This window comes from Polyangium sorediatum, from assembly GCF_029946465.1.
Classification (GTDB): Bacteria; Myxococcota_A; Polyangia; order Polyangiales; family Polyangiaceae; genus Polyangium; species Polyangium fumosum.
The window spans coordinates 47,717-73,573 of the sequence record NZ_JARZHI010000047.1; the positions used below are offsets into that span (position 1 = coordinate 47,717).

Genomic DNA, 25,857 nt, shown 5'->3' on the forward strand with positions numbered 1-25,857 from the left:
CTACTGCACGACGATGTCGCGCATCGTCAGTTGATCCTTGAGGGTCAGTCTTTCGAAGATCGGGCGCGTGACGGGCGAGCCGGCGAGGCGGAGGAACGCCGCGCGCAGGATCCGTTGAGCTTCCCCGGACGGGGTGAAGAACGCCCTCATTTTCAGCCCGTGGGCCTGCAGGCTCGTGATGAACGGGCGAAGCTTCTCCTCCCAGGCGACGAGCGCGCGTCCCACGTCGTCGGGGTACGTCTCCAGCATGTTGCCCAAGAGCTCACTTCCGGCCAGGCCGGTCGAAGCGCCCATCCCTGAATACAGCGTCAAGCACCACGCCGCGTCGCCGACCAGCACGACCCGCCCCTTGTGCCAGCGATTCATGCGAACCTGGTTGACCGAGTCGAAGAGATACTCGTCCGCGGCCGCGAAATCGTCGAAGAGCTCGTTCAGCAAGGGCCCTGCCGGCTCCGGACCGTACGCCTTGCGAATCGACTCGATGCGAGGCCTTCGGAACTGCGCATCGACGTCGTCCACGCGGTAGGAGAACAGCACGCCGGGGTTGTGGTTTGCGAAGGGGAAGATCCATACCGATCGCCCGGCCTCGGCCAGGACCAGCCCGTCGTGCAGATGGTAGCCGCTGACGGGTTTGCTCAAGATGGCCGCACCGATCATGTACTTCAGCGGGTAAAGGAAGTCCTCGTCCGGGCCGAAGACGAGCTTTCGCACGGTCGAGCGCATTCCGTCGGCGCCTACCACGAGGTCGAAGCGCTCGGTCACGGTCGCGCCAGTCGTCGTGTGGGTCGTCGTGACGTCGACGCCGCGATCGACCTGCTCCATCCGGGTGGGGACCGTCGAGAAGCGGATCTCCACCCCCTCCGGCAGCGCGGAGAACAAGCCATTCTCGACGTCGCCGCGCAGCAGCATGCGCGGCCCGCCGGGCACGTCGGCGAAGTTCATGCCCTTGCGACGACGATTGGACCGGTCCACCTCGTACGTCAATGATTGCGGGTGCTGGCGGCTGCCCATGGCCTCGAGCACGCCGAGCCGCTTGGCGGACGCCTGGCCCGTGCCGAAGAGGCCAATGAAGTAGCCGCCTTTGCGGCGCGCCGGTGCCCGCTCGAGGATCACGGGCTCCCAGCCGGCCCTGTGCAGCCGGAGGGCCGTGGCGATGCCGGCGATGCCAAGTCCAACGATCAAAACGCGGCGCCCAGATGTCGCTGATGTCGTCATGATTCTTTGACATTAGCGATGGACGGCGCCGGCCGGCAGAGCGCGGGTTGGGGCGGAAATCGGCCTGGATTGGGGTCGGCAGGAGGTGCGCTTCAGGCGTCTTCGCGGCGGCGCCGCTCGCGAAAGGCCCGGGGGGTCATTCCCTGGGCGCGCCGGAAGGTGCGGATGAAATGGGTGACGTCGGCATACCCCACCTGGTCCGCGATGGTCTCGATGCTCGCGTCCGTCTCCAGGAGCCGCCGCCGGGCCTCGGCCATGCGATGCTCGCGCAGCCAGTCCCCCACGGTCAGCCCGGTCTCCCGGCGGATGATGTTGGCCACGTGCGAAGGCGTGCGCCCGAGCGCCGCCGCGACGTCCTGCAGCGAGAGAGGCTCCAGGCAGTGCGCTTCGATGAAGCGGAGCGCCTCCTGCACGAGCCCGCTGAGCATGGGCGGCGCGAGCGGCGCGTGCTCCGAAAGTTCGCGCATGAACTCCGTGATCAGGAGGGCAAACCATGCGAGCGCGGCGTTCTCCGCGCCCCACTGGGCCTCTCGCAGCTCGGCCTCCAGCTCGGCCACCACGCGCTCGATCCGTTGCCGCCGAGGTGGCCCGGGTCGCAGCCGGAGCAATCCCCGGAGAAAGATGCTGCGCACCGGCGCCGCCTTCGCATCTCCCCCGATGCGGGGTCGTCCTGGCAGCCGATGCGGAGAGCTCAGCAGCGTCGGATCAAAGCCCAAGATCCATCCATCCAGGTCGACGACCTCGAGGGGCTGGTGCGCCACGCCCGCGGGGACGATGTGGATATCCCCGGCATGGAGATCGACCTCCTCCAGATGACGGCCTCGCCCCCTCCCCGCCGTCAGCACGAACACCGTGAAGAAGGTCGAGATCATCGGCCCGGGCAGCGGCGTGGGTTTGGGCCCGGAGAGGCGAAGGACACGCAAGGGCAAGCCCCCGGCACCGAACTCGTCCAGCGTGAGAACGTGCGGAGGGGGGTGCTTGGGCGCGCGACGCATGTCCTGCAAGCATCGCATACACCGGGATGTATGGGGGATTCTGCGCGCGAGGCGGGCTCAGCGCGATGCTGCGGGCACGGGCGGCGGGAGGCGGCCCGGGAGGAGCGCCGCGCAGCCGAGGGTCACGACGAGGGATGCGCAGAAAATCACGATCGAGGTCGCGTGCTCGCGCCGGGCGATCTCGGGGACCGGGCTCTCCGTGAGGACGAAGCCGAGCACGGTCAAGCCGGCAATGCCGCCGAGGTAACGCATGGTGGAGGTGAGGCCCGCCGCCATTCCGCTTTTTTCCCGGGGCACGTCGCTGATCGAGGAGGCTTGCGAGGGCGCCGACGTGAGGCCGAGGCCCAGGCCGAGCAAGCCGAGCGCAGGCACCGCGTCCGTCACGGCATTCCAAGGGAGGAACACGAGCAGCGTCATTCCCACGAGCGCAAGCGCAGATCCGGCGAGCGCCACGGCGCGCGCCCCGAAGCGCTCGGACGCGCGCCCGGCGAGGGGGGACGCGACGATCATCATGGCCATCATCGTCACCAGCGTATTGCCGACGTCGCGTGGTCCCGCGCCGAAGAGCCGCCCCGCGACCTGCGGAAGCTCGAACAGCATCGAGTACATGGCGAAGTTCTGGATGGCGATGAGCAAGCTGCCCGCGACGAAGCTGCGGCGCTTGAACAACGAGAAATCGATGATGGGATCCGCGGCGCGCTGCTCCCACCACGCAAAAGGAACGAGCCCGACCACGCCGAGCGCGGCAGCCCACCGGAGATCCTTGTTTTCGAGGCCGATCACGAGCCCGAGCAGCGAGGCCCCGAGGAGCACGGAGCCGAGCACGTCGAAGCGGGGTCGCGGCGCGGCCTCTTTCGGCGGCGAGGCCGCGGGCGCGCCGAGATGCACGAGCGCGGCGGAGAGGAGGAGGACCGGGACGTTCGCGAGGAAAATGGACGTCCACCCGAAATGCGTCACGAGCAGCGCCCCGACCTTCGGGCCGAGGCCCGCCGAGAGCCCCATCATGGCGCCCATCGCGCCGAACGCGCGGGCGCGCACCTCCGGCGGAAGCTCGGTGCGCAGCATGGCGAACGCGCTCGGGGCGAGGATCGCGCCGCCCGCGGCCATGAGAATACGCGCCGCCGTGAGCCCCGGGAGGAGGGGCCAGACGTAGGCGAGCGTGGCGCCGAGCGCGAAGAGGATCTGGCCCATCGCGAGCGCCCGCCGGTATCCGAGCCGATCGCCGAGCTTGCCGCCCGGGCTCTGCAGGACGATGTTCGTGAGCAGATAACTCGTCACGAGCCCCTGCCGGAGCACGCTCGACTCGGCGCCGAGGTCGCGCGACATTTCCGGCAGCGCGACGGCGACCATCGTGGAGTTGAGCGGCGCGAGCGAGGCCGACAAGGCAATCGCGACGAGCAAGCGTGTGGGCACACGAGGCCCTTGTTCAGCCACGGGTGATCGCTCTCCTCTGGAGCAGATACAGGCGATCCTCGGCGAACGCCCATTCGAGATCCTGCGTCCCGCCGAAGGCCGCTTCACACGCCGAGGCCAGCGCGTCGAGCGCCGCGAGGCGCGCGTCGTCAAGGCAAAAGGCTTCGACCCGATGCGCCGGGACGGGGACCTCGGCCGTGCCGCCGTCCTCGCTCCACACAATCGCGCAGTCCTTCTCGCCGGGCCTCTTTTCGAGGACACGCCCGCCGCGGGCCACACGATAATGGTCCGGCGTGACGATCCCCGCGACGACCGCCTCGCCGAGGCCCCAGGTCGCCTCGATGACGCGCTCGTCGGCGCCCGTCGTCGGGTGGCGGGTGAAGAGCACGCCCGCGCATTCGGCGAGGACGAGCCGCTGCACGACGACGCCCATCCGAGGCTCCGGCGGGAGCCCGAGCTTGCGTCGATAGGCGAGCGCCGACGCCGTGCGTGCCGAGCCGTGCACGGTCGCGAGCGCGCCTCGCAACTGGTGCGGGCTGCGCACGTTCAAGACCGTCGCGTGTTGCCCGGCAAAACTCGCCGAGGCGCCGTCCTCGCCGATCCCGGAGGACCGGACCGCCACGGGCCCGGCGAGCGTCGCGAACGCGTCGAAGAGCCGGCCGAGCCGCGCTTCGTCCCCCGCGACGACGTGATCCACGAAGTCGGACGAGAGCGCGAACGCCGGCGGCACGGGCAGGCCGCTTCGATGCGCTTGCCCGAGCTGCGCGGCCTTTCCGCCGAACTCGGCCTCCGGGAGGTGTGCGTCGAGCGCGGCGATCACAACGCCACCTCCGGCGCGAGCGAGGCCAGGGGCGCCGCGGCGAGGATGGTCACTTCGCCGGTTTCCCCGTCCACGCGCACGCGCGCGCCGTCGGGGATCGTCGCCGTCGCCGCCTTCGTGCCGACGATCCCGGGGATGCCGTATTCGCGCGCCACGATCGCCGCATGGGAGAGCTGCCCTCCCCGATCGGTCACGATCGCGCCGAGCAGCGGGAGCACGACGTTGAAATAGGCGGACGTCGACCGCGTCACGAGCACGTCGCCTTTCTGGATTCGCCCGAAATCCGCAGGATCGAGGACGACACGCGCCGTTCCTTCGTACACGCCCGCATTGATGGTGAGGCCCTGGACGCGCGCGGCGGCGTTCTTGATTTCGGGTTCGGGCGATTTGCTCGTGTTCGTGTGCTCCGCGGTCATGTCGTCCATGAGCACGTTCATGGCCTTCATCGCGCGGCGCGCCGCGGCCGGGAAAACGTCGAGGGGCGGTGGTTCGCCGGGCGGCGCATTCAACCACGGCGGCGCGTGGTCGAGGGTCATCGTCGCTCGATAAAGCGCGCGCTTGGAGAGCTCCGCCGCAGAAGGGCCCGAGCGGCCTTCGAGGAGCGCGACCATCTCGTCGATCGTGAGGTCCGTGGCGCGCTCGGGATCCTCGATCTTCCCGGCAGAGGCGAGCCGGCGCCCCACTTCGAGCACGGCCCTGCGCGCGAGCCCGGTCCCCCAGCTATCGCCGTAAATGCCTCGCTCGTCGCGCAGCCGGTTCACGCGCCGCGCCTCGCCGAGCAGCTCGTCGAAATGCGACCGGTGTGCAGCCGGCACGCGCGCGCGGATCTCCCGCTCCTTCGCGTCACGCGTGGCGAGCGCGTCGTCCGCACGGTTCTCCTCGACCGTCGCTCGAATCGCCCGGACGAGCATGTCCGGCAGCTCGCCCGCGGTCTTGTCCGAGATGTCGTATCCGATCGACCGGCACCGCACGAGATCCAGGTACGCACGCGCCGCCGTCCCGACCTCCCCCGGCATCGCCACGAGCGCGTCGAGCGTGGCCTGCGCATCGCCCTGCCGCGTGAGCACCCGGCGCCCCTCCTCGCTTGCTCGGAGCGCCTTCGCCAGCGCTTCGAGCTCGTCGATGGCGATGCCGCGGGCGAGCGGCGACGTGCCTCGCAAGAGCGCGAGCGCCTCGCCCGAGCTCACGCCCGTCCATTCGCGGACGTGCGCGATGTAATCGCCCGTCGGCAGCATGACCGTGAAGTTGTATTCGTGGTGGAGCGTGATCATCTCCGCCATGTGCGTCCGCGTGCGCTTCAGGTGTTCCCGGAGCGCGCCGAGGTCGAGCGAGGCCGGATCGATCGCCTGGAGGGCCAGGTGTTTCTCGATGGCGCGTGGTTTGTCGACCCTGTCCCAGTGCCCGAGATCCGCGCGCCAGAGCTTCGATTCGAACACCTGCTCGCATCGCTTGAACCGCGCTCGAATCTGGGGATGCAGGCGGAAAAGGAGCCACATCACGGGCTTCGGCGGCGGCCCGCTGCCCAGGCTCGCGACGCCCGCCGGGACGCCGAGAGGCTGCATCTGGCCGTAGGCGAAGCCATTCACCATGACCAGGCTCATCCCTTTCATGGGAAGCCCGTATCGCTCCATTCCCTTGGCGAACCCGATCGGCATGCCCTCCTTCAGGGCGTCCGCGCCGAACCGCGTCGCAGGGCGCGAGAAATGCGACTTTTCGAGCTCCCACGGGCCGGGGCCGGGTGGTTCGAACCTGACGTCGGCGAACATCGGATGGACCTTCATTGCCTTCACCTCGTCCTGATGGAAGCGATTGCCTGGGGAGCCGGGCCCGCTCGTTCTCGTTCGAGGGAGCGCCCTCGCTCCTCGGTGACGATCTCGTTACGGAAGCGTGACGATCGCGAGACTAGGAGATCCCAGGCGTGCTGTCCAGTACCCCATGACCGGTTTGGAAAGTTGGTCATCCAGTACCGGTCGGTGTTGGTCCTCGGCCTTGGGTCGCTGTAGAGTGCGGCGCGATGGCGGCGCAGGATGACGAGCAGCACCGAGGGCGCGGCGAGCGGATCCTCGTGGTGGCCCAGGAGCTCCTCCTCGGGTGGGGCTACAAGCGGGTCACGATCGACGACATCGCGCGTCGTGCTCGTGTAGGGAAAGGCACCATCTACCTCCACTGGAAGTCCAAAGAGGCGCTCTTCATGGAGCTTTTGCGCCGCGAGGTCGCCGCCATGCTCGACGCGCAGATCCACGAGATTCGCGTGGAGCCGAGGATGGTGCTGCCGCACCGGATGTTTCGCTCGATGTTCCTGCTCCACACGGGGCGCCCGCTTGCGCGGGCCATTTTCGGAGAGGAAGCCGATATCCTGGGCGCGCTCGCGCCGGACCGATCGGCGCCGTCCTTGGCCCGCGTCCTCGGGCTCGCGGACCACCTCACCCGGATGTTGCAGGTCTTTCGGGATCACGGGCTGATCCGCGTGGATCGCCCGCTCCCCGATCAGGCCCACGCCATCGAGGCCATCCTGGCGGGTTCCTTTTTGCTGTCGAAGCTCCCGTCGCACGAGGGGCCCACGCTGGAGCGGCAAGCGGACATCCTGGCCGCCACGGTGCGCGACGCATTCGAGAGGCCCGAGCCGCCGGATCGCGCAGCCGTCGAAGCCGCGGCCTTGCGACTCGGCACGATGCTTGAAAACATGCGCGCGCAGCTCCTCGGCAAACGATCCGAGGAATGCCCTCTCAGAGCTTGATGGCCCAGAGCTTGGCGCTGGCCTGCGGCAGGAACAACACGACGCCCCATTCCGCGATGTAGGTCAGCTCGTACGTCAGCGCGGGCGAGGGCATCCCCGAGGGCGGGAGCGCCTTTCGCGTGGACGACAGCACATAGGGCTCCGCCTCGGTGCCGGCGCCGCTCTTGGGCTCGAGATCGACGCGGAAGAACGCATCACGATCCGCGTCGACGCTGTAGTTCCAGAAATTCAGCTTCGCCCCGTCGTAGAAGACCGGAATGCCCTCTTGCTTCTGGGCGAATTCGGGCCAGCTCGGCAGATCGCCTTCGAGCGTCAGGTGCTCGACCGCGCGTGTCGCCTTGTCGATGCGCCAGCCACGCGTGGCGGTCGCGGTGCCGTCGGCTTTGGTCGGGCTGAAGACATAGACGTACGGCCCGCCGATCACGATCGAGGAGTCGCCGAACACCCCCCACTTCGCGTCCACCACGTTCTCGATCGTGTGCGTGGCGGGGTCGATCTCGAGCACGCCGTTGCGCCAATTCAATCCGGCATCCCCGGCGATGAGCGTCGTCCACGCCTTGCCAGTTGCCGGGTCGTTGGCCGTCCGCGTGCCCGCTTGGAGCACGACCTCGTGGTAGTTGGGGTTGAACTTGACGAGCTGCGGCCCGTACGTGTCCTTGTCGAGGTAGCTCCACGTCCCGCTCCCCACGTCGGCGTCGCGCACGGGGCCGTAGTGCAGGATCACCTTGCCGTTGGCGAAGCTCATCGCGGAATAGGTATGGCTCGACTGGGGCGCGGCGAAGGGCGCCGCGTAGGGCAGGTCGGCGGCGTCCGTCAGCGTCGCCGCGGTCTGGAAAAACCCGTTCGTCGCGCCGGAGGGATACACGATGGGGGAGTTCGGCGCGGTGTAGGCCGGTGGATACGCGGAGGGCGGCGTCGGCGGCACGACGATGCTGTACTTCAGCGTCGCCGCGTCGAGCTTGAAGACGGCGTTGACGCTGCCGTCGTGATGGCCCCCGCCGAAGAGGTAAAACGCCTTGCCCGCGTGATCGAACACCGGATTGCAGTACGCGTCGCGCACGGCCCCGATGGGCCCCGAGCCGACGTACCCGGTCTTCGGCACGAGGTTTTCGGCGGCCCACGCCTCGAAGGGCTCGGAGTCCGCGAGCTCGGTCCAGCCGCCGCCCGCGGGCAGCTCCGTGGCCCAGCCGGGCGCGGGCACAGGGCCGCCGCCACCGCTCGCCGAGGACGAGGACGAGCCGCCCCCGCCCTCGCCCCCCGTCGCCGAGGACGACGCCGCGCCGCCCCCGCCCGTGCCGACGTTCCCTCCTTCGCCGCACGCGGCGAGCAGCGCGGCGGCAAACACCATCCCGATTCCCATCGAGTGTTTCATCGATTCTCATTCTCCAGGCAAGCAGTTCCCGTGGAGAGGTGGGAATATCGATCCATAGGTCGTATGACAAGGGGAATCTAGGGACGCGGCATTGGGCCCGGCGCCGCCCCATTCACCTCCCGCAAGAAGTTTGCAAGCTCGGCGTTGAACCGCTCCCGGGCCTCGTAGAAAGGCGCGTGCCCCACGCCTTCGTAGAGCGAGAGCCTCGCGCCGCGGACGAGTGACGCCGTGCGCGTCGCCATCGCGACCTTGGCGTGCCGATCCTCCGCTCCATGAATCACGAGCGCAGGGACCGAGAGCGCCCGCAGCGCCTCGTCGGCGCCATCGAGCGGAATGTGCCCGACGGCGGCCTGCACAGAGGCGGGCACCATGGCGTTGTACGCGAGCATCGTCTCGAATGCAGCCGGCGGCGGCGGCACGACGAAGCAATCGCGGAGGAATTGCCGCATGGCCCCGAGCCGCGTGGGCAGGTCCTCGGACGTGAGGGGTGGCATCTCGCCGAGCAGCGCGCGATCGAGGCGCGTCACCGCGTCCACGAACACGACGCCGCCGAGCGCCGCGTCTCCATACGCCCGCAAATAATCGAGGATCACCACCCCGCCGAGCGACCATCCAACGACGACAGGGCGTTTCAAGCCCGCGCCCTCGATCACGGCCCGGAGCTCGTCCCCCCAACGTCGGTCCTCCTCATAATACTTCGCCTCGATCGGCTTGTCCGACACGCCGTGGCCACGCAGGTCGTACGTGATGATCCGGAAATCGTCCGCGAGGCGGCTCTGGATCTGCGGAGCCCACGCGAGGTGGCTCTGCGAGAGGCCGTGAACGAAAAGGACCTCGGGCCCCTCGGGATGCCCCCATTCCTGCACGGCGATCGAGAGCCCGTCCGGCGTCTTCACGTGGATCTGCCGGGCCGGCGGCAGGCGCCCCGCCTCGGGGAGGGCGTGCTCTCCCTGTGCGTCCCCCCCCGTTTCGCTCGGCTCCGGAGGCCGCGCCGCCCCACAACCTGCGACCATCACGAGCCCCCCAAACGTGAGCGCCCCGGCCCGCAGGCGCCACCTCTCCGCTGCATTCTTCATCGAGAGCACCTCCGACATGTGTCGAGGGGCTTGACGTAGGCCCTCCGCTCGGATGAATCCAACCGATAGAGCGCATGACGATCATCGATCACACGCATCTCGCGCGGCTCGACCTCAACCTGCTCGTGGCCTTTGATGCTCTCTTGACGGAGCGCCACGTGACACGGGCGGCGGCGCGGCTCGGGCTCAGCCAATCGGCCATGAGCCACAACCTCGCGCGCCTGCGGGATCTCTTCGGCGACGAGCTCTTCGTGCGCGCCGAGGGCGGCATGCAACCGACGCCGCGCGCGCAGGAGCTCTCGGCCGAGGTCCACGCCGCGCTCGCCGGCATCCAGGCGACCTTGCTTTCGAGGGCGCCTTTTGATCCCGCGCGGGACGAGCGCCAGTTCCGCATCGCCGTCCACGACGACATGGAGATCGCGCTCCTGCCGCCGCTGCTCGTGCACCTCGAAGGCTTCTCCTCGAAGGTCCGGATCGACGTCCGCCCCTTCGCGCCGGCCGAGGTCCCCGACATGCTCGACGCGGCCGAGCTCGACCTCGCGATCGGCGTCTTCCGCGAAGGCCGCACGCACCACAAGCGCCGCGTCATCTGCACGGGTGATACGTACCTGTGCCTCTTCGATCCCCGCGCGCACGACCCCTCCGTGCCCATGACGGCCGAGCGGTACGCCGCGATCCCGCACGTACGAATCTCGTCCCGCGCGGCGCTGGAGGACAGCATCGACGCGGCGCTCGCAAAACACCGATGGAAGCGGCGCATCGCCGTGAGCACGCCGCACGCGGTGGGCGTCCCCTACCTGCTCCGCCGGCTGCGCGCCGTGGCGACATTACGCCGGAGCGTGGCGCTCGCCGCAGCCGAGACGCTGGGCCTGGCGACGGCGGACGTGCCGATCACGCTCCCCAAATCCGGGATCTCGATGTTGTGGCACGCGTCGTTCGACCACGACCCGGCGCATCGATGGCTGCGCGAGGAGATTCTCCGCATCGCGCGCGAGCTCTGAGAGGGATTCCGCAGGCGTCGCGATCGGTGGTATGGGACCCCATGCGAACCTTTTTGGCTTTTGCTCTGATCACGGCCGTGTTCGCCGCCTGTGGCTCCACCGTGGAGGACCCGAACCCGTCGGGCAGCGGCGGTTCAGCGGCGAGCTCGACGAGCGCGACGGGCACGGGCGGCGGCGGCGGCGGGACGGTTTGTGTTCCCGGCGAGACCACCTCCTGCACGTGCCACGCCGTGAGCCCGCCGGGCATCGCGTGGTGCCTCGACGACGGCAGCGGCTTTGGTCCTTGCAAGGCGGAGCTCGGGGGCGCCGAATGCACGTGTCCCGCGGGGCGCAGCGACGGGTGTTGCCCGGGGGACGGCATCTGCTGTCCATGCGTGCAAGGCTGCGATCTGGCCCCGGAGGCTCCCCCGACGGACGCGTTCATCACCTGCATCTGCGCGGCGGGCGTATGCGCCGACGCGTGCAAGGTGGAGTGCGCCGGCGAGGGAATCACGGGCGATTGCGCGCCATGCGCGCAGCAGGCGGCGATGGGCGCGTGCAAGGCGGAGTACGAGGCCTGCGGCGGGACGTGAGCCCCGGCGACGCTCCGGCGCAGGCGGCAGAGTGTTTCGTGACCGTCGCAGGATCGTCAACTTGCCCGCGCATCCTCGCGCCCCCAACGAGATCGGCGTATCCACGAAGGCAACACGAATACAATCCATGACGAGGAAAACCATGAAGACATCGAGCATCAAAGCGCGTACGGCCCTCCTCGGGGTGTTCCTCTCGGCCTTGGTGGTGGGCTGCGGCGACGGCGGGAGCCCACGTCCTCCCGCGACGACCCCGCCCGAGCCCTGGAAGACGCTGCACGGCGAGGCGCCGCTCGTGACAGGCCATCGCGGGGCCTCCGGCTACCTGCCCGAGCACACGCTCGAGAGCTACACGCTGGCGATCGAGCAAGGCGCCGATTTCATCGAGCCAGACCTCGTCGCCACAAAGGACGGCCACCTCATCGCACGCCACGAGCCCGAGATCGGATCGACGACCGACGTCGCCTCGAAACCCGAGTTCGCAGACCGGAAGACGACAAAGCTCGTCGACGGCGTCTCCGTGGAAGGTTTTTTCGCGAGTGATTTCACGCTGGCGGAGATCAAGCAGCTCCGCGCCGTGCAGCCGCGCAGCTACCGGCCGCAGGAGCACAATGGCAAGTACGAGATCCCGACGTTCGAAGAGGTCCTCGCGCTCGCCAAGGCGAAGTCCGAGGAAACCGGGCGCGTGATCGGCATCTACCCGGAGACGAAGCACCCGACCTACCACGAAGAGCTCGGCCTCCCGCTCGAAGACAAACTCCTCGCCGCCCTCGACCAAGCCGGGCTCACAGGCCCCGACGCGAAGGTGATCATCCAGTCGTTCGAGGTCGGAAACCTGCAAGCCCTGCGGCAAAAGACGTCGTTGCCCCTGGTGCAGCTCATCGACGCAGACGGCATCGCGCTGGACGGCTCCATCCTGCTCGCGCCGCCCTACGACAAACCGTACGATTTCGCCAAGAAGAACGACCCGCGCACGTTCGCAGACCTGCTCACCGACGAAGGTCTCGCATTCCTCGCAAGTTATGCCGACGGCGTGTCACCGTGGAAGCGATACATCGTGTCGGTGGAAGGCGTAGACGCGGACAACGACGGCGCCGCCGACGACGTCAACGGCGACGGCACCGTGGACGACGCCGATCGAACCTCCCTGGCCCCAACGGATCTCATCACGCGCGCGCACGGAAAGGGCCTGTTCGTGCACACGTGGACGTTCCGCAGCGAAGGGATGTTCCTCGCCGGAGACTACAAGGCGACCCCAGCAAGCGAATACGATGTCTTCTACCGCCTCGGCATCGACGGCGTCTTCAGCGATTTCCCCGACGAAGCCGTCAAGGCACGCGCCCGTTTGAGCCCGTGACTTGGAGCGTCGCGCCGCCGGGGCGCTGCCCCGGACCCCGCGGGGGCTGTCCGCCCCTCGACCCGGACCAGGCACGGCCTGGACCGAAGGTGGAAGAACTGCGCAGTGCGCAGTTCTTCCAACGGGCCGGTGGCAAGACCGTGGAGGGGGGTTCAACGGGCCACGGGCAGCGCCGCCGGCTTGGCTCCCGCGTCTTCAAACGTAGCGACCCCCGCGCGTCGACGTGACGCGAGGGTGTTCGAACGTTTCGAACACCCTCGCGTCACCGTCTCCTCCGCGTCTCCAAACACCCCAGCACCCACGCGTCACCGTGACGCGCGCCCGTTGGAACGTTCGAACACCCACGCGTCACCGTCTCCTCTGCGTCTCCAAACGCCCCAGCACCCTCGCGCCACCGTGACGCGCGCCCGTTCGAACGTTCGAACACCCACGCGTCACCGTCTCCCGCGCCCCCTCGAACGCCCGAGCACCCACGAGCGCCCGAAACCTGCTCGTCCTGGCGAGGCGGCGCCATCGAGCAACGCGCGGCTTCGGCCGGAGGGACGGGGTCGTACGGGACGACACGGGTTGAACCGAGGGGGGATTTGTGGGTAGGTTCGCTACGCCATGGGCATTTTCGACTGGTTCAAGGGCAAAAAAACGGAGCAGGTCGCCGCGGAACGAGCATCGACGGGCGCACCTGCGGCCTTCGCGCTGGACGACGCCGCGCTGGTCAAGCAAGTCGAGCCGCTCCTGGTGCAACGGAAGTTCGCCGAGATCGAGGCGCTCCTGCGCCGAACGCTGGCCCTCGAAGGCCACGCGCTCGACCCGCGCCATGTCGCCTATCCGGTGTCGCTGAACCTCCTCTCGGCCGTCATGACGAGCCAGGACAGACCCGAAGAGACGGTCGCCTTGCTCCGGGAGGTGCTGGCGCTCCACGAGAAGGTCCTCGGGCCCGACGAGCCTCGGACCGAGGCGTCGCTGCACGTCCTCGTGAACGTCCTCGGGAAATACGAAAAAGACGCGGAGGCCGAGGCGATCCTCTCGCGAGCCCTCTCCCAAAAGGACGATGCGCGGGACGGCGGAAGGCCGTCCTACCGGTCCCTGCTCGCCTTGTTCGGCGGTGTGTTGGGCGTCGGGGGCAAGGTGGACGAGGCCGTGGCGGTCCACCGAAGGGCGCTCGTCCTGGAGGAGCGTGCCGTGGGCCCGAATCATCCGGCGTTCTGGTCGGCGGCGGGTGGGCTCGCGAGCGTCTTGCAGAAGCAGGGCAATCCAGGCGAAGCCGAGGGGCTCCTACGCAGGGTGGCGGCCCTGAAAGAGGCGACGCTGGGCGAACGCCACCCGGACCACCTGAAAACGCTGTTCCTGCTCGAATACATGCTGGCCGTGCAGGAGAAACACGAGGAGGCGGAGGCGTGCGCGCGGAGGCTGCTCGACCTTCAAGAAAAGACGCTGGGGGAGCGTCATCCCGAGACCCTGAGCACGAGCGACCGCCTGGCGCACCACCGGATGCGCGCCGGGAAATCCTGAAGCCCCGCGGAGGAGACAGGAGACCGGCTCCTCGCAGGCAGTTCAGGCAAGGCGCCGGAGGCAGAGCCGCAACCCGTCGCGCAGGTTGGCGCGCGTCTCGATCCCGCGCAGATCGACGCAGTGGGAGACCAGCGTGCGGGCGGCGCTCGCGTGCAGCCCGGTGATGAGCGTCCGCGCGCCGAGCAGCTCCACGGCGCGCCCAATGCGCACCAGCAATTCGGCCGCCTGCCCATCCAGCGTGTCCACGCCGGTCACGTCGATGATCGCGAAGCGCGTCGCCGAGCTCGCCACACGCGAAAGCAGCCGCTCGGTGATCTCCGCGGCCCGCGGGCCGTCGAGCGCGCCGATGAGGGGCAATGCCAGGACCCCGTCCCAGACCTGGAGGATGGGCGTCGAGAGTGCCCGGATGAGCTCTTCCTGGCGCGCAATGAGGGCATGGCTGTGCTCGAGCATCTCCGCCTGGCTGCGCTCGCGCTCGTCGCTCAAGGTCACGATCTCCGCATGCGCCTCCTCGAGCGCCCGGGTCCGGTCCTCCACCTTGCGCTCCAGGCTCGCGTAGAGCAGCGCATTCTCGATGGATATCGCCATCTGCGTGGAGAGCATCCGCAAGAGCTCCACGCGATCGGGCGTGAATGCGAAGGCGGCGAGCTCGTTCTCGAGATAGAGCACCCCCACGATCTGCCCGCGCTTGCCCACCGGCGCCGCCAGGAGCGACCGCGCCTTGCCCTGCGCGAGCCAGCGATCGCCGGAGAACGGCTCCGCGTTCGCCGCGTCCCCGAGGACCATGCTCTCGCCCGTCCGCGCCACGTAATGCACGATTCCCGTGGGCAAATCCTCGCGCGTATCCAGGGGCACGCCCGCAAGCAGGGTGACCTTTCCGCCCTGGAGCTCTTCCTCGGCCTGGATCAAGAGATCGTCATTCTCTTTGAGGATCAAAATGCCCCGCGTCGCCCCGGCGCTCTCGAGGGCGATCCGCAAGAGCCTCGAGAGCAGGCGCGAGAGCACCACCTCGCCGGAGATGGCCTGCATGGCCTTGATGGCCGCGTGCACGTCGAGCGCCCGCGCGTTCCCGTCCTCCGCCCCTGCGTTGGCGCCCACGTGCGGGCCGTGGGCGGCGCGCGGCATGAGCGCGAAGAAGCTCTTTTCGAGGCGCTCCGTCACCACGGCCGCCCCCCATTGACCGTAGAGCGCGTGCGCCTCGTGGAGGTACGTGCGCGCGATCTTCGGCTTTCCAAGGCGCAGGTGATAACGCGCGCACAGCTCGTTGCCGAGCGCCTCGTCCTGCACGAACCCCCCCGCGGCCGCCGCCGCGATGCCCTCATCGTAGAGATCGACGGCCGAAAGGCGCTCGCCGCGGGCCCGGGCAATCTCGGCGCGCAAGAGGAGCGCGCGGTGCCGGTGGTTGTCCGGGCACAGATCGGCCCAGCAAGAGAGCTTTTCGGCGGAGGCCTCGGCGCGGGCCAGGTTTCTCGCGCGCACCTCGGGCGTGGCCTCTTCCGCGGCCAGCAGCAGCGCCAGGGAGGCATAGAAGTGATAGACGACGCTCACGTGCCAGCTCTTGACCGAGGGGATGTCGGGCTCGGCCCCGAGGGCCACCTCCGCCGCCTCGGCGTAACGGCCCTGGAAGACGTCGTGCATGATGGCGAAGTTATCCGCGAAGAACAGCACGGCGCGGTTGCCCATCGCGGTCGCCGTGCTCCGGACGGCGTCGATGTCGAGCCAATCCCCCACCAGCCTGTCGCTGCGCGCGGACGGAGTGGAAAGGTTCTGCGCGATCTGGGCAGCGGCGTTCACGATCCAGGTGAAGCCGCCGGAGATGTCGAGCTTGCACACCGGCGCGAGCGCCGCCGCCTCCTCGACGACCTCCTCGAGGCGCGCGCCCCGCAGCAGGCTGTTCGTGGGGATGTTCGTCGCATTGTAAAAGGCCCAGACGTACTGGCCCGTCTCGAGGCCCACGTGCACGCCCCGCGGGAAGTTCTCCTTGTACTTCGAATAGGGCTCCTTCCAGTGCTGCACGAACGCGCCCCACATGTTGCAGAGCATCGATTCGGATTTCTTCTCCGGATAACGCTCGCTCACCCGCACCGCGAGCTTTCCGAACTGGTAGCCGAGCTCGATGTCCCCCCGCACGCAGAGGAACATCCCGAAATTCACGAACGCATAGATCGTGTGCTTCGACAGCCCGTGCGCGAGCGCCTGCTGCACCATCTTCGCCACCGTGATCGCGTGGTTGTTCGGCGAGACGAAGTAGCAAGGCGAGAGCATGTCCTCGAGCACGTCCTGGAGGACCATGATCTCGGGATCCGAAAGGAGCGGCAGCTCGACCAGCGAATCGATGGGGCGGCCCTCGAGCGCGGCGAGCGTCGCGTCGAGCTCGGCGCTGCTCGCCTCATCGCTCGGAAAGCGCGGCAGATGAATGCCGAAGGGCTCGAGCGCGGCGAGGCCCTCATCGAGGGCGGCGAGGAGATCGTTCGTCAAGACGTGGGCGTTCATCACGAGCCGCCGGACCTGGGTGCGCTCGAGGCGGCTCCGGGCGTGCGTGAAGGCCTGGCCGAGCGTCTCCCGCGCCTGCGCGTGACGCTCGCACAGGGCCTCCATCTCGCCCTTCTTCATGAAATAACGGAGCGCGAGATCGTAATGGGCGTCCCAGGCGTCCGCGGGGAGCAGGACGATGCCGTGCTCGAGGTAGCGGAGAGCGGCTGGGAACGCGGCGGCCCCCTCGGCACGCTCGGCGGCAGCCAGGTTCATTTTGCAGAGCGCGAGGAGCTCCGCGGCCTCCTGCACCAGCGCGCGCGCGCTGTTCAGGTGGCCCGTGGCGTCGAACAGGCTCTGCGCGTCGCTCTTCTTCGAAAAGAGGCGCCCGATGCGCAGGTGGAGCGCGGCCCGCTCGTCCTCGGCGAGCATCGCATAGGCAGCCTCCTGGATCTTGTCGTGGGTGAAACGGTAGAACTCGCCGGCGCGCGCCACGAGCCCTGCCTCGAGGGCCGGGGCGAGGCGGCCGTAGGCCTCCTCCGGCGCGCATGCGGTGACGATGCTGAGCGTGCGGAGCTCGAACGGGCTGCCAATGGCGGCGCCGATCTCCAGCGCCTCCTGCGTGACCCGGGGCAGGTGCCGGATCGCGTCGAGCATCAAGTCCACCACATTGGCCATGTGTGGCATCGTGGTGATCGCCTCGAGCGAGCTCCAGCCGAGCGATCCGTCCGGTCCGGGCTCGAGGGCCCCCTTTTCGTGGAGCGACCGCAAGAGCTGACGCACGAAAAATGGATTGCCTCCTGTCTTTTGCAGCACGAGCTCGGCCGCGCCCTCGGGGCTCGGCGCGCGCAGGCTGTCCGCGAGCAGCTCTTTCACGTGCTCGATCCGGAGCGGGCCGAGCACGATCTCCCGCAGGCCGAGGCCGCCCTTTCGCAGCTCCGCGAGTGTCGTGCGGAGCGGGTGCGCGACATTCACCTCGTTGTCGCGGTAAGCGCCCGTGAAGAAGAGAGCCTCGATGCTGTCGTCGAGCAGGAGCGTGGTAAGCAGGCGCAGGCTCGCCGCGTCGGTCCATTGCAGGTCGTCGAGGAAGAGCACCAGCGGATGAGCGCGCCGGGCGAATACCGAGACGAACCTCCGCATCGCGAGGGTGAATCGATTCTGGGCCTCGAGGGGCCCGAGGGCCGGCGCGGGCGGCAGATCGCCGAGGACGTGCGCGAGCGAGGGGAGCACCTCGCAGACGACGGGCGCGTTCGGGCCGAGCGCGGCGAGGAGCGCCTCTTTCCACGCGCGCACGCGTCCCTCGCTCTCGCATAGGATGGTCCGGACGAGCCCGTCGAAAGCCTGGAGGATGGCGCTGTAGGGCGCCTCGCGGTTCAACTGGTCGTACTTGCCCGTGATGTAATAGCCCCTGGCCCGCGCGAGCGGCTTCAAGATCTCCGCGACCAGCGAGGACTTCCCGACGCCCGAGTAGCCCGAGACGAGCACGATCTCGCGCGCCTGGCCGAGCACCCGCTCGAAGGACGCGACGAGCTCCGCGACGTCGTTCTCGCGCCCGTAGAGCTTGTTCCGGAGCAGCAGGAGGGCGTTTTCGTGCAGCGCTCCGAGCGGGAATTCGTCGATGCCACCCTCGGGGCGGAGCCGCTGCCGGCAAGCCTCGAGGTCGGCGAGGAGGCTCTTCGTGCTCTGGTAGCGATCCTCGGGGTTCTTTTCGAGCAGCCTCAGCACGATCGCCTCGAGCGGCGGCGGCACGTCGAGAGCGATCTTGGAAGGCCGCTCGGGCGCGAGGGCGAGGTGCGCGTGGATGAGCTCCAGCGGGTCCCGGGATCGAAATGGCAATTGCCCGGTGAGGAGCGCATAGAAGATGACGCCCAGCGAATAGAGGTCGGAGCGCTCGTCGACGCCGCGGTTCATGCGCCCGGTCTGCTCGGGGGCGAAGAAGGGCAGGGTCTCGACGACGAAATGCGGTTCGTAAAGTGCGTCATGTTCGCGACTCAGCGCCGCATCCGCGCCGAAGCTCGCGATGGTGGGGCGGCCGCTCGCGTCGACGACGATGCTCGCCGCCGAAAGCCCCCGGTGCACGACGCCGGCCGCGTGGATCGCGCCGAGCGCCGTGGTGAGCGGGATGGCGAGGTCCAGGAGAGCGCGCGCGCCCGCGGGCGACGTCAGGCGGGCTGACAGGGGCTCGCCCTCGACCTCGGCGAGGACCAAGGCCATGCCCTCGCCGGTCGGCTCGAAGCCGTGCACGCGCACCACGCCAGGGTCGCGCAGGCGCGACAGGCGTTGATAGTCGTGCTTGAAGCTGGCGACGTCAGCGACGCGATTGGACTCGGCGCGGAGCACCTTCACGCGCACCGGAAGGCCGTCGCTCTCCCTGCGACCACGAAACAGCCGTGACCTCGCGGTCCTCGCGAGTTCTTCTGTGATCGTCACGTCTTCCAGCCGGGTCATGTCGATGCCTCACATGCCACCCCCCTCGTCACCGAACCACCAGGCTATACGCCGCTTGGAATCCGCGTCAATCATCGCGGCGAACGTGCAGGCGCGAGCACGCAGGATGGGTTGGCACGTCGACACCTGCCCGGCACGTTTGCCGTCGGGCTCCGGCGGATCAATCTACCTCGACGCAAAAGCGGGAGCGGGAGCGGGAGCGGGAGCGGGAGCGGAAGCGGGAGCGGGAGCGGAAGCGGGAGCGGGGGTCTACGCCCTCGACGTGTCGGAGGTGACCGGCAATGCGCTTACGGCCTGTATTCGAAGGCTCCGACGTCGTACGGGCCGACCTCGCGGGGCAGCCTGTCGAAGTCGGTGGTGAGGCCCAGGCTGGACACGTCGGTCCCGGCGTCGACCGCGCTCGACGTCGAGAGGAGGTGATAGTCATCCTTGCCCGCGTTCACGAAGTGGCTCTCGAGGCTGCCCGTCGTGACGTTGTTCGACGCCTTCCAGTCGACGCTGGCGTTGAGCAGGTGGATGGCCTCGGACGCGCGCAGGAGCAGGTTGTTGTGGCAGAGGTTCCCCTGGCTGTGCGTGTGGTACATGTAGATGCCGTAGGGGCCGTCGTTGATGATCGTGTTGTTGAGAATGCGGAACGGCCCGTTCTTCGCGCCCGCGTCATTGTCCTGGATCACCAGGCCCACGTCCGTCGCGGTGACGACGACGTTGTTGGAGACGTCGATGTGGCCCGGGCCCGCGATGAACAGGCCCGCATAAGCGTCGGTGCCACGGACGAAGTTGCGGTACACCCGGCCCGAAGTCCCGGGGTTGATGTCGAGGGCGCCCGAGTTGTAGGGGCTGTCGCCGGTGGCCCCGTCAATCACGACGTTGTCGTAGACCTCGGTGTCGTAATCGACCGCGCCGTCATGGTCCGACCATGCACTGCCGACCTGAATGCCGTCGGCGGCGGTGCTCTCCACCCGGTTCGCGTAAATCCGAACCCCGTGCAGCTCGGGCTCGAACTTGCAGTCGTTCTCGCACACCATGGTGCCATTGCCGGCGTTGACGCCGCACTGGGCATTGCCGTTCTCGACCAGCTCCAGAGCGCCCCAATGCGAGCCGCCGATGTAGAACCCTTCGCCTCCGGTATCGTGCACGTTGTTATGGTGGAGGAAGGTGTTCTCTTGCACGAAGGATTCGCGGTGCCACTTGCAGCTCACGTTCGTGCGGGCCACGATTCCCGCGTATGCTGCGCTCTTGACCTCGACGAAGGCGACCTCGATGTCGGACGACCCGTCGGTGATCTCGAGGCCGTTCGCGCCCTGGTTGCCCGAGGTGGCAAGGGTGATCCCATACGGCTCCGCCGCGGCTCCGACGCCCACGATGCGCACGTAACGTGACTCGAGCACGGCCAGGGCCGCATTGGCGTGGCTGTGCGCGAAGTCGACCCGACCGCCGCAGTTCACGAGGGTGACGGGCGCCTCCGGGCTGCCCTCGAAGCCGCGGATGTTCAGGGTGTCGTAGGCGCCGGCCTGGAGGCAGACCTTCGAGCCTGGCTTGATGTCGAGGAGCTTCTCGTAGTCGGGGTTGCCGTCACCGTTCGCGTCGTAAAAGTGCTTGGGGGTCGCGTAGAAGCCGCTCGAGGTCGTGAGGAGGAAGTCGCACGTGCCGCCGTCGGCCACGAGCTTGCACGCCGTCGGTTCCGGGCCCGTCGTGGCCATGTGGAAGCTCGCCTGGGTCGGCGTGTCCTGCCAGTTGCCGGCCGCGTCACGCCCGATGATCTTCAGCGTGCGCTTGCCGGCCGCGACGGAGGGGATCGAGATCGGCGTTGCCACCGGCTGCTCGTCGCTGAAGGCGCCGTCGTCGATGGCATAACGGTAGTGGGTGACGTCGTCGCCGGCGACGCCGGCCGAGAGCGGCACCGCGTCGACATACCAGTACGCCGGCAGGGCCGGAGCGAAAATCGCGGTTGGCGGATCGTGATCGTCCGACGGTCCTCCGCTGCCTCCGCTGCCTCCGCCGCCATTTCCCGAACCTCCGTCGCCACCTCCGCTCGTTGCATCAGGGTTCGGAGCGCCGTCGCACCCGACCCCGATGAGCAGTGCCAAACCGATGCTCCACAAGAGGTGTATACGCATTCGAATCCTCCACTTTTTCATTCGCCTCCCGCCGCCGACACGAGCATACGCCAAGAGGTCGCGCGCCCGTGCACGATTGTTGCAAGTTCAAGGAATCCTGACCGCTCCTGGCGCCTGGTTGCGCCATGCTGAGCCATCTCCGGAGAGGAAAACCATGTCTTTTCCCCGCAAGCAGAAGCCCCGCCGAAAGCCTTTTGTCGTCACCGTCGCCCAGGCCGCGACCGCCGTCGTGTTGTTGCCTGGGTGTATCACCACCGTCACGTCGAACCCGCCTCCCACCGAGTCCGAAAACCCGCCTCCTGTCGAGACGCCCGAGTGCCCCGCGACGCCGCCGGACACGAACACGCCGTGCACCGAGCCGCTCTCGTGCGAGTACAACAGCGGATGCGTGGAGGTGTATTTTTGCGAAGAGGGGTCATGGCACATGACGAGCGGGTGCAATCCGCCCCCCGTCGACCCATGCCCGCCCGAGGCGCCGGCGTCGGGAGCCCTTTGCAGCTACGTGACCACGTGCAGCTACACCGTCGATTACGGCTGCGGCCCGCAGGAGCAGACGGCCTCGTGTGATGGCACGGTCTGGACCACCGAGGGCATATCGACCTGCAATCCCCCGCCCCCCGATTCTTGTGTTTCCTACAAGAACGAGACGGAGTGCGGCGCGGACGCAGGTTGCCGCTGGCTCGTCCCGGGCTGCGGGATGCCGGCCCTCCCGGAGGCGGGCTGCTTCGCCGTGACGGATTGCAGCGGCGACTTCGATTGCCCCATCTCCGGCGGCACGTGCCAGGAGGTGAGCATCAATCCCTGCCACAACCAGCCCTGCAACGCCTGCGGCATGACCGTCTCGGTGTGCGTGACGCCGGCCGCCCCCTGAACCTGCCTGTACGTCACCCTCCCCGAAGCTGGCCCCGGAAGGACCCGAGCGGCTGCGTGATGCGGCCCGCGTCTTGAACGCCCGCGTCGCCGCGGGTGGAAACGCCGTCGTGGCGATGCTGGGGGGCGGGGCGATTGTGCTTGCTGTTCCGCCCGTTTGGATTCAATACACGCCCGATATCGGATCCTGAATTGGTGGCCCAGCCGACGCTGCAGCACGGTGAGTTCTTCGGTATGCGCGAGGTGCGCCGCGACGTCGCGGGCTTCTCGCTCTCGATCGCGACAGCGGATCCAGCGCGGCAGGTCGCGCGTCACACGCACGAGGATGCGCACTTCATCTTGCTGCTCGACGGCCACTATCTGTCGTCGGCGCGTGGTGCGGGGCACCTGCACGCGGAGCCCGCGCTGATCTACAACCCGCCAGGGACGACGCACGAGGACACGTTCCCGGAGCACTGCGGCCGGTTTGCGGGCGTGTCCGTGTCGGCGGCGCGGTTCGCGGAGGCGGCGGAGGTGGCGGCGCCGAGCGAGGCGGCGATCCGCATGTGGGAGCCGGGGGCCCTCGCGATCGCGCACCGGATCGCGGCGTCCGCAGCACAAGGGGGCGACACGCTGGCGCTCGAGGCGTTGTGCCTGGAGCTGGTCGGCGCGTTCAGCCGCGCGCATGCGGTGGAGCGGCGGCCGCCGCGCTGGCTCGCGCGGGCACGCGAGGTGCTGCACGATCGGTCGCGCGACGAGCTGACGATGGCGGAGGTCGCGGCAGCGGCGGGGGTGCACCCGGTCTACCTCGCGCGCATGTTCCGTCGGTTTTTTGGCTGCACGCCGGGCGAGTACGTGCGGCGCTGCCGGATCGAGCGCGCGGCGCAACTGGTGCGCACGACCGGGCGGCCTCTCGCGGAGATCGCGACGGCGTGCGGCTTCGTCGACCAGAGCCACATGACGCGCACGTTCGCGCGCACGTTCGCGACGAGCCCGGGCGCGTACCGCCGGCAGTACCGAGGCCTGGCCGGATCCCCGAGGACCGTCCCGCAGGCGGAGCACGAGGTTTCGCGCGTACAAGATGCGGAGGGCACGACATGACATGGCGAGGGCATGTGGATCTTGCTCATCGCCTTGTTTCTGTGGGGATGTGGCGCCAGCCCGGCGCGTTACGACGGCATCGCCGGGGCGCTCGCGCGTGGTGACGCGCCGAAGACAACGAGCGTGCTCGTCACGCGCGGCGGTCAGGTGGAGTACGAGCGATACTTCGCCGGCGCGACGCCGGAGACGCTGCACGACACGCGCTCGGCGACGAAATCGTTGACCGCACTCGCGGTCGGGATCGCCATCGAGCGCCACGCGCTGCCGGGGCTCGACGCGCCGGCGTTCACGTACCTGGCGGACCTCGCGCCGTTCACGCATGACGAGCCGGGCAAGGCGGCGATTACGATCGAGGACCTGTTGACGATGTCGTCGGCGCTCGATTGCAACGACGACGACGAGGCATCGCCCGGCAATGAGGAGAAGATGTACCCGAAGCAGGCATGGGCGCGCTGGGCGGTCGACCTGCCGGTGCGCGCGGACTACCAGCGTGACGCGAGCGGGCGCGGGCCGTGGCACTACTGCACCGCGGGGGTGTTCCTGCTCGGCCAGATCGTCCAGCGCGCCGCGCACCAGCCGATCGACCGCTTCATGGCGGAGCACCTGTTCGCGCCGCTCGGGATCACGCGCTGGGAGTTCTCGAAATCGCCGACCGGCGAGATCATGACGGGCGGGGGGCTGCGGCTGCGCACGCGCGACCTCGCGGCGCTCGCGCGGCTCGTTCTTGCGCACGGCCGGGCGGGCGAGGCGCAGGTCGTGCCCGCGGCCTTCGTCGACGCGGCGGTGACGGTGCAACGCGAGGCGATGCCCGAACAGCACTATGGCTACCTGTTCTGGACGCGCGCGTACCAGACGCCGTGTGGCGCGCAGACGGGCTGGTTCATGGGCGGCAACGGCGGCAACGCGGTGGTGATGTTCCCGGCGCTCGACGCGGCGGTCGTGGTGACCCGCACGAACTACAACATGCGCGGCATGCACCAGCAGACGACACACCTGATCGAGGACGCGATCCTCCCGATGCTGGCGTGCGGGCGGTGAGCGGCATCCGCTCCCAAATCTTGCGCAGATCCATCCAGGCCGTGCACAAGGAGCTGGACTGCCAACCTCTTGCAGACCCCCGCCCCGCGCTCCCCTCAGGCGCCACGCCCCCCCATGCATCCGCATTCGAAAGCCCTCCTCGTCACGCTCCTCGGGCTCACCCCTTCCCTGCCCGGCTGCGCGCGTGACGCCGCTCCGCAGGGCGCGCCGCCCGCGTCACACACGCCGCCCGACGCTGCATCCGCGCCTTCGACCCCGACCGACCCCCCGAAGCCGCTCGATTGCGGATGGCTCCGCGAGACGGACAACTGCTGGCAAACGATGAAGCGCGAGATCCACGCCTGCCTCGGCCCTCTGCCGATCGGAGGCATGCTCGCGCGCGACGGCAAGACCTGCACGGCCCCGAACGCGGAGGTCTTGTTTCGGCCCGAGGCGCCCAAAGGGAGCCCCTGGGTCCTCGACGTCGAGGTGCGCGTCGCGAACAAGACCTGCTTCCGTTATCACGACACGGGCCCGGAGACGGGGCCGTCGAAGCCGGACGCCCCCCGGCGACACGTCCTCGAAGGTCCGACCGGCGCCGCGATTTCATTCACGTCGGGCCTGCCCCTCACGCTCGTGTGCCCCGACGGATCGACCTTCGCCGCCACCCCCGCGGACCTCGGCCTCGACGGATGCATCCAGGAGCGCGTCTGGGAAGGCGCGCTTCCGTTGGGCACAGGGAACTTCTCCCCCTCCTCGTCGCTGATCTGGTTATCACTCGATCCACGCTGGGGGCACGTCTTCGAGTGCGAGCGACCGACCGATTGAGCTTCCGGGGCTAGCTGCTCTGACGCGTGAGCTTGACGGCTTGCGCGACGGCCGCTTGCAGGTTCCCGCAGGTGATGATGCCGGACAGGTCGGCGCCGATGGAGATCAGCGTGCGCGCCACCTCGGGTCCAATGCCGCTCAGGATCATGCGCGTTCCGAGCAGCCGCACGGCTTGCGCGGCGCGTAACAGGGCGCTCGCCACCTGCTCGTTCACCGCGGCGACGCCCGTCACGTCGACGATCGCGACACGCGCGCCGGTCTTGCTCACGCCTGCGAGCAGGGTCGTGAGCACCCGCTCCGCGCGCTCGGCGTCGATCGCGCCGATGAGCGGCATCACCATGACGTCATCACGAATGGGAATGAGGGGCGTGGAGAGTTCGGCGAGCCGCGCGCGCAGGGTCTCCTCCGCGCGCAGCTTCTCGGTGACGTCGAGGATCTGCGAGATGAAATGGAGCGGCTCGCCGCGCCCGTCGCGCACCATGGAGACGTGCAGATCGGCGTGGATGACGCCGCCGTCCCTGCGGAAGTATCGCTTGCGCAGCTCGTAACGCGCGATCTCGCCCCGGAGCACGCTGCCGACGAGGTCGAGGTCGCTCTGCAGGTCCTGCGGATGCGTGAGGTCCTGGAAGCGCACCTTCACGAGCTCCTCGGGCGCGAAGCCAAAAAGCTCGCCGAGCGCGTGGTTGGCGCGAATGAAGGTGCCATCGAGCCCGACGAGGGCCATCCCGATGGGAGCGCCGTCGACCGTCAGCCGAAAGCGCTCCGCTTCGAGGCGCTGCCCATGCTCGGCCGCATCGAGCTTGTCTTCGAGCTCGGAGATACGCTGCTCCAGCGCGGCGCGCGTCGGATCGAACAAACGATGGTTCTCGGCGTCCGAGACCGTGATCGCATGACTATACATGCTCGTGCCCTCCCCTTGAGCAAGTGGTTCAGCATAGATCGGCGGTGAGGCGATACACAA

19 protein-coding genes are annotated in these 25,857 nt (G+C 68.6%); 9 read left to right on the top strand and 10 right to left on the bottom strand.

The features are described from left to right. The 5 genes from QHF89_RS35190 to QHF89_RS35210 all read right to left on the bottom strand — a co-directional run bounded on the left by QHF89_RS35190 (window position 1) and on the right by QHF89_RS35210 (window position 6,224). On the bottom strand, window positions 1-1,215 hold the full coding sequence (locus QHF89_RS35190) for an FAD-dependent monooxygenase (RefSeq protein ID WP_136971691.1): 1,215 nt from the start codon (window positions 1,213-1,215) through the stop codon (window positions 1-3). Window positions 1,216-1,307: 92 nt separating this feature from the next. Next, complete coding sequence (locus tag QHF89_RS35195; protein ID WP_284721325.1) at window positions 1,308-2,210, bottom strand: helix-turn-helix transcriptional regulator; 903 nt, start codon at window positions 2,208-2,210, stop codon at window positions 1,308-1,310. Window positions 2,211-2,267: 57 nt separating this feature from the next. Continuing rightward, window positions 2,268-3,623: an MFS transporter gene (locus QHF89_RS35200; protein ID WP_284721326.1), complete on the bottom strand. Its 1,356-nt coding sequence runs from the start codon at window positions 3,621-3,623 to the stop codon at window positions 2,268-2,270. 13 nt (window positions 3,624-3,636) lie between these two features. Further along, the gene (locus QHF89_RS35205; RefSeq protein WP_284721327.1) at window positions 3,637-4,443 is read right to left on the bottom strand and encodes a PEP/pyruvate-binding domain-containing protein; all 807 of its coding nucleotides are present in this window, start codon (window positions 4,441-4,443) and stop codon (window positions 3,637-3,639) included. Continuing rightward, window positions 4,440-6,224 (bottom strand): PEP-utilizing enzyme, encoded by a 1,785-nt coding sequence (locus QHF89_RS35210; RefSeq protein ID WP_284721328.1) that lies wholly within the window; start codon window positions 6,222-6,224, stop codon window positions 4,440-4,442. Before QHF89_RS35210 ends, QHF89_RS35205 begins: the two co-directional genes overlap by 4 nt. A gap of 233 nt (window positions 6,225-6,457) precedes the next feature. On the opposite strand from QHF89_RS35210, the gene QHF89_RS35215 reads away from it, so the two are divergent. Then, window positions 6,458-7,180: a TetR/AcrR family transcriptional regulator gene (locus QHF89_RS35215; RefSeq protein WP_136971695.1), complete on the top strand. Its 723-nt coding sequence runs from the start codon at window positions 6,458-6,460 to the stop codon at window positions 7,178-7,180. Here QHF89_RS35215 and QHF89_RS35220 read toward each other — a convergent pair. Together QHF89_RS35220 and QHF89_RS35225 are read right to left on the bottom strand one after the other, a co-directional pair. After that, window positions 7,170-8,552 (bottom strand): hypothetical protein, encoded by a 1,383-nt coding sequence (locus QHF89_RS35220; protein WP_136971696.1) that lies wholly within the window; start codon window positions 8,550-8,552, stop codon window positions 7,170-7,172. The two genes, QHF89_RS35215 and QHF89_RS35220, sit on opposite strands and share 11 nt — an antisense overlap. 77 nt (window positions 8,553-8,629) lie before the next feature. After that, window positions 8,630-9,628, bottom strand: a complete 999-nt coding sequence (locus tag QHF89_RS35225) for an alpha/beta fold hydrolase (protein ID WP_284721329.1) — start codon at window positions 9,626-9,628, stop codon at window positions 8,630-8,632. Between the two features lie 74 nt (window positions 9,629-9,702). On the opposite strand from QHF89_RS35225, the gene QHF89_RS35230 reads away from it, so the two are divergent. From QHF89_RS35230 to QHF89_RS35245, 4 genes are all read left to right on the top strand, one after another. After that, a complete protein-coding gene (locus tag QHF89_RS35230; protein ID WP_136971698.1) occupies window positions 9,703-10,629 on the top strand; it encodes a LysR family transcriptional regulator in 927 nt (308 codons plus the stop codon). Window positions 10,630-10,670: 41 nt separating this feature from the next. Next, entirely contained in the window at window positions 10,671-11,201 is a 531-nt protein-coding gene (locus QHF89_RS35235) for a hypothetical protein (protein ID WP_136971699.1), read from the top strand. 142 nt (window positions 11,202-11,343) lie between these two features. Beyond that, window positions 11,344-12,555 (top strand): glycerophosphodiester phosphodiesterase, encoded by a 1,212-nt coding sequence (locus QHF89_RS35240; RefSeq protein ID WP_284721330.1) that lies wholly within the window; start codon window positions 11,344-11,346, stop codon window positions 12,553-12,555. A gap of 606 nt (window positions 12,556-13,161) precedes the next feature. After that, entirely contained in the window at window positions 13,162-14,064 is a 903-nt protein-coding gene (locus QHF89_RS35245) for a tetratricopeptide repeat protein (RefSeq protein ID WP_136971701.1), read from the top strand. Between the two features lie 42 nt (window positions 14,065-14,106). Here QHF89_RS35245 and QHF89_RS35250 read toward each other — a convergent pair whose 3' ends face one another. Beyond that, window positions 14,107-18,984, bottom strand: a complete 4,878-nt coding sequence (locus QHF89_RS35250) for an AAA family ATPase (protein ID WP_136971702.1) — start codon at window positions 18,982-18,984, stop codon at window positions 14,107-14,109. Window positions 18,985-19,271: 287 nt separating this feature from the next. Continuing rightward, window positions 19,272-21,101, bottom strand: a complete 1,830-nt coding sequence (locus QHF89_RS35255) for a choice-of-anchor Q domain-containing protein (RefSeq protein WP_136971703.1) — start codon at window positions 21,099-21,101, stop codon at window positions 19,272-19,274. Between the two features lie 154 nt (window positions 21,102-21,255). Here QHF89_RS35255 and QHF89_RS35260 point away from each other — a divergent pair, with 154 nt between their 5' ends. The 4 genes from QHF89_RS35260 (at window position 21,256) to QHF89_RS35275 (ending at window position 24,896) form a co-directional block, all read left to right on the top strand. Next, window positions 21,256-21,972, top strand: coding sequence for a hypothetical protein (locus QHF89_RS35260; RefSeq protein ID WP_136971704.1), 717 nt, complete (start codon window positions 21,256-21,258; stop codon window positions 21,970-21,972). A gap of 194 nt (window positions 21,973-22,166) precedes the next feature. Then, window positions 22,167-23,051, top strand: a complete 885-nt coding sequence (locus QHF89_RS35265) for a helix-turn-helix transcriptional regulator (protein ID WP_136971705.1) — start codon at window positions 22,167-22,169, stop codon at window positions 23,049-23,051. A 12-nt stretch (window positions 23,052-23,063) separates the two neighbouring features. Next, the gene (locus QHF89_RS35270) at window positions 23,064-24,089 is read left to right on the top strand and encodes a serine hydrolase domain-containing protein (protein WP_136971706.1); all 1,026 of its coding nucleotides are present in this window, start codon (window positions 23,064-23,066) and stop codon (window positions 24,087-24,089) included. Between the two features lie 114 nt (window positions 24,090-24,203). Next, window positions 24,204-24,896, top strand: a complete 693-nt coding sequence (locus QHF89_RS35275; protein ID WP_136971707.1) for a hypothetical protein — start codon at window positions 24,204-24,206, stop codon at window positions 24,894-24,896. A 10-nt stretch (window positions 24,897-24,906) separates the two neighbouring features. Here QHF89_RS35275 and QHF89_RS35280 read toward each other — a convergent pair whose 3' ends face one another. After that, the gene (locus tag QHF89_RS35280; protein WP_284721331.1) at window positions 24,907-25,797 is read right to left on the bottom strand and encodes an STAS domain-containing protein; all 891 of its coding nucleotides are present in this window, start codon (window positions 25,795-25,797) and stop codon (window positions 24,907-24,909) included. Between the last annotated feature and the right edge of the window lie 60 nt (window positions 25,798-25,857).

Excerpts from the sequence above, each read along its gene's own strand:
- QHF89_RS35275 (WP_136971707.1), top strand. The coding sequence starts at position 24,204 with ATGCATCCGCATTCGAAAGCCCTCCTCGTCACGCTCCTCGGGCTCACC.
- QHF89_RS35215 (WP_136971695.1), top strand. The coding sequence starts at position 6,458 with ATGGCGGCGCAGGATGACGAGCAGCACCGAGGGCGCGGCGAGCGGATC.
- QHF89_RS35260 (WP_136971704.1), top strand. The coding sequence starts at position 21,256 with ATGTCTTTTCCCCGCAAGCAGAAGCCCCGCCGAAAGCCTTTTGTCGTC.
- QHF89_RS35210 (WP_284721328.1), bottom strand. The coding sequence starts at position 6,224 with ATGAAGGTCCATCCGATGTTCGCCGACGTCAGGTTCGAACCACCCGGC.
- QHF89_RS35225 (WP_284721329.1), bottom strand. The coding sequence starts at position 9,628 with ATGAAGAATGCAGCGGAGAGGTGGCGCCTGCGGGCCGGGGCGCTCACG.
- QHF89_RS35255 (WP_136971703.1), bottom strand. The coding sequence starts at position 21,101 with ATGCGTATACACCTCTTGTGGAGCATCGGTTTGGCACTGCTCATCGGG.
- QHF89_RS35280 (WP_284721331.1), bottom strand. The coding sequence starts at position 25,797 with ATGTATAGTCATGCGATCACGGTCTCGGACGCCGAGAACCATCGTTTG.
- QHF89_RS35240 (WP_284721330.1), top strand. The coding sequence starts at position 11,344 with ATGAAGACATCGAGCATCAAAGCGCGTACGGCCCTCCTCGGGGTGTTC.
- QHF89_RS35230 (WP_136971698.1), top strand. The coding sequence starts at position 9,703 with ATGACGATCATCGATCACACGCATCTCGCGCGGCTCGACCTCAACCTG.
- QHF89_RS35270 (WP_136971706.1), top strand. The coding sequence starts at position 23,064 with ATGTGGATCTTGCTCATCGCCTTGTTTCTGTGGGGATGTGGCGCCAGC.
- QHF89_RS35235 (WP_136971699.1), top strand. The coding sequence starts at position 10,671 with ATGCGAACCTTTTTGGCTTTTGCTCTGATCACGGCCGTGTTCGCCGCC.
- QHF89_RS35190 (WP_136971691.1), bottom strand. The coding sequence starts at position 1,215 with ATGACGACATCAGCGACATCTGGGCGCCGCGTTTTGATCGTTGGACTT.
- QHF89_RS35195 (WP_284721325.1), bottom strand. The coding sequence starts at position 2,210 with ATGCGTCGCGCGCCCAAGCACCCCCCTCCGCACGTTCTCACGCTGGAC.
- QHF89_RS35250 (WP_136971702.1), bottom strand. The coding sequence starts at position 18,984 with ATGACCCGGCTGGAAGACGTGACGATCACAGAAGAACTCGCGAGGACC.
- QHF89_RS35245 (WP_136971701.1), top strand. The coding sequence starts at position 13,162 with ATGGGCATTTTCGACTGGTTCAAGGGCAAAAAAACGGAGCAGGTCGCC.
- QHF89_RS35220 (WP_136971696.1), bottom strand. The coding sequence starts at position 8,552 with ATGAAACACTCGATGGGAATCGGGATGGTGTTTGCCGCCGCGCTGCTC.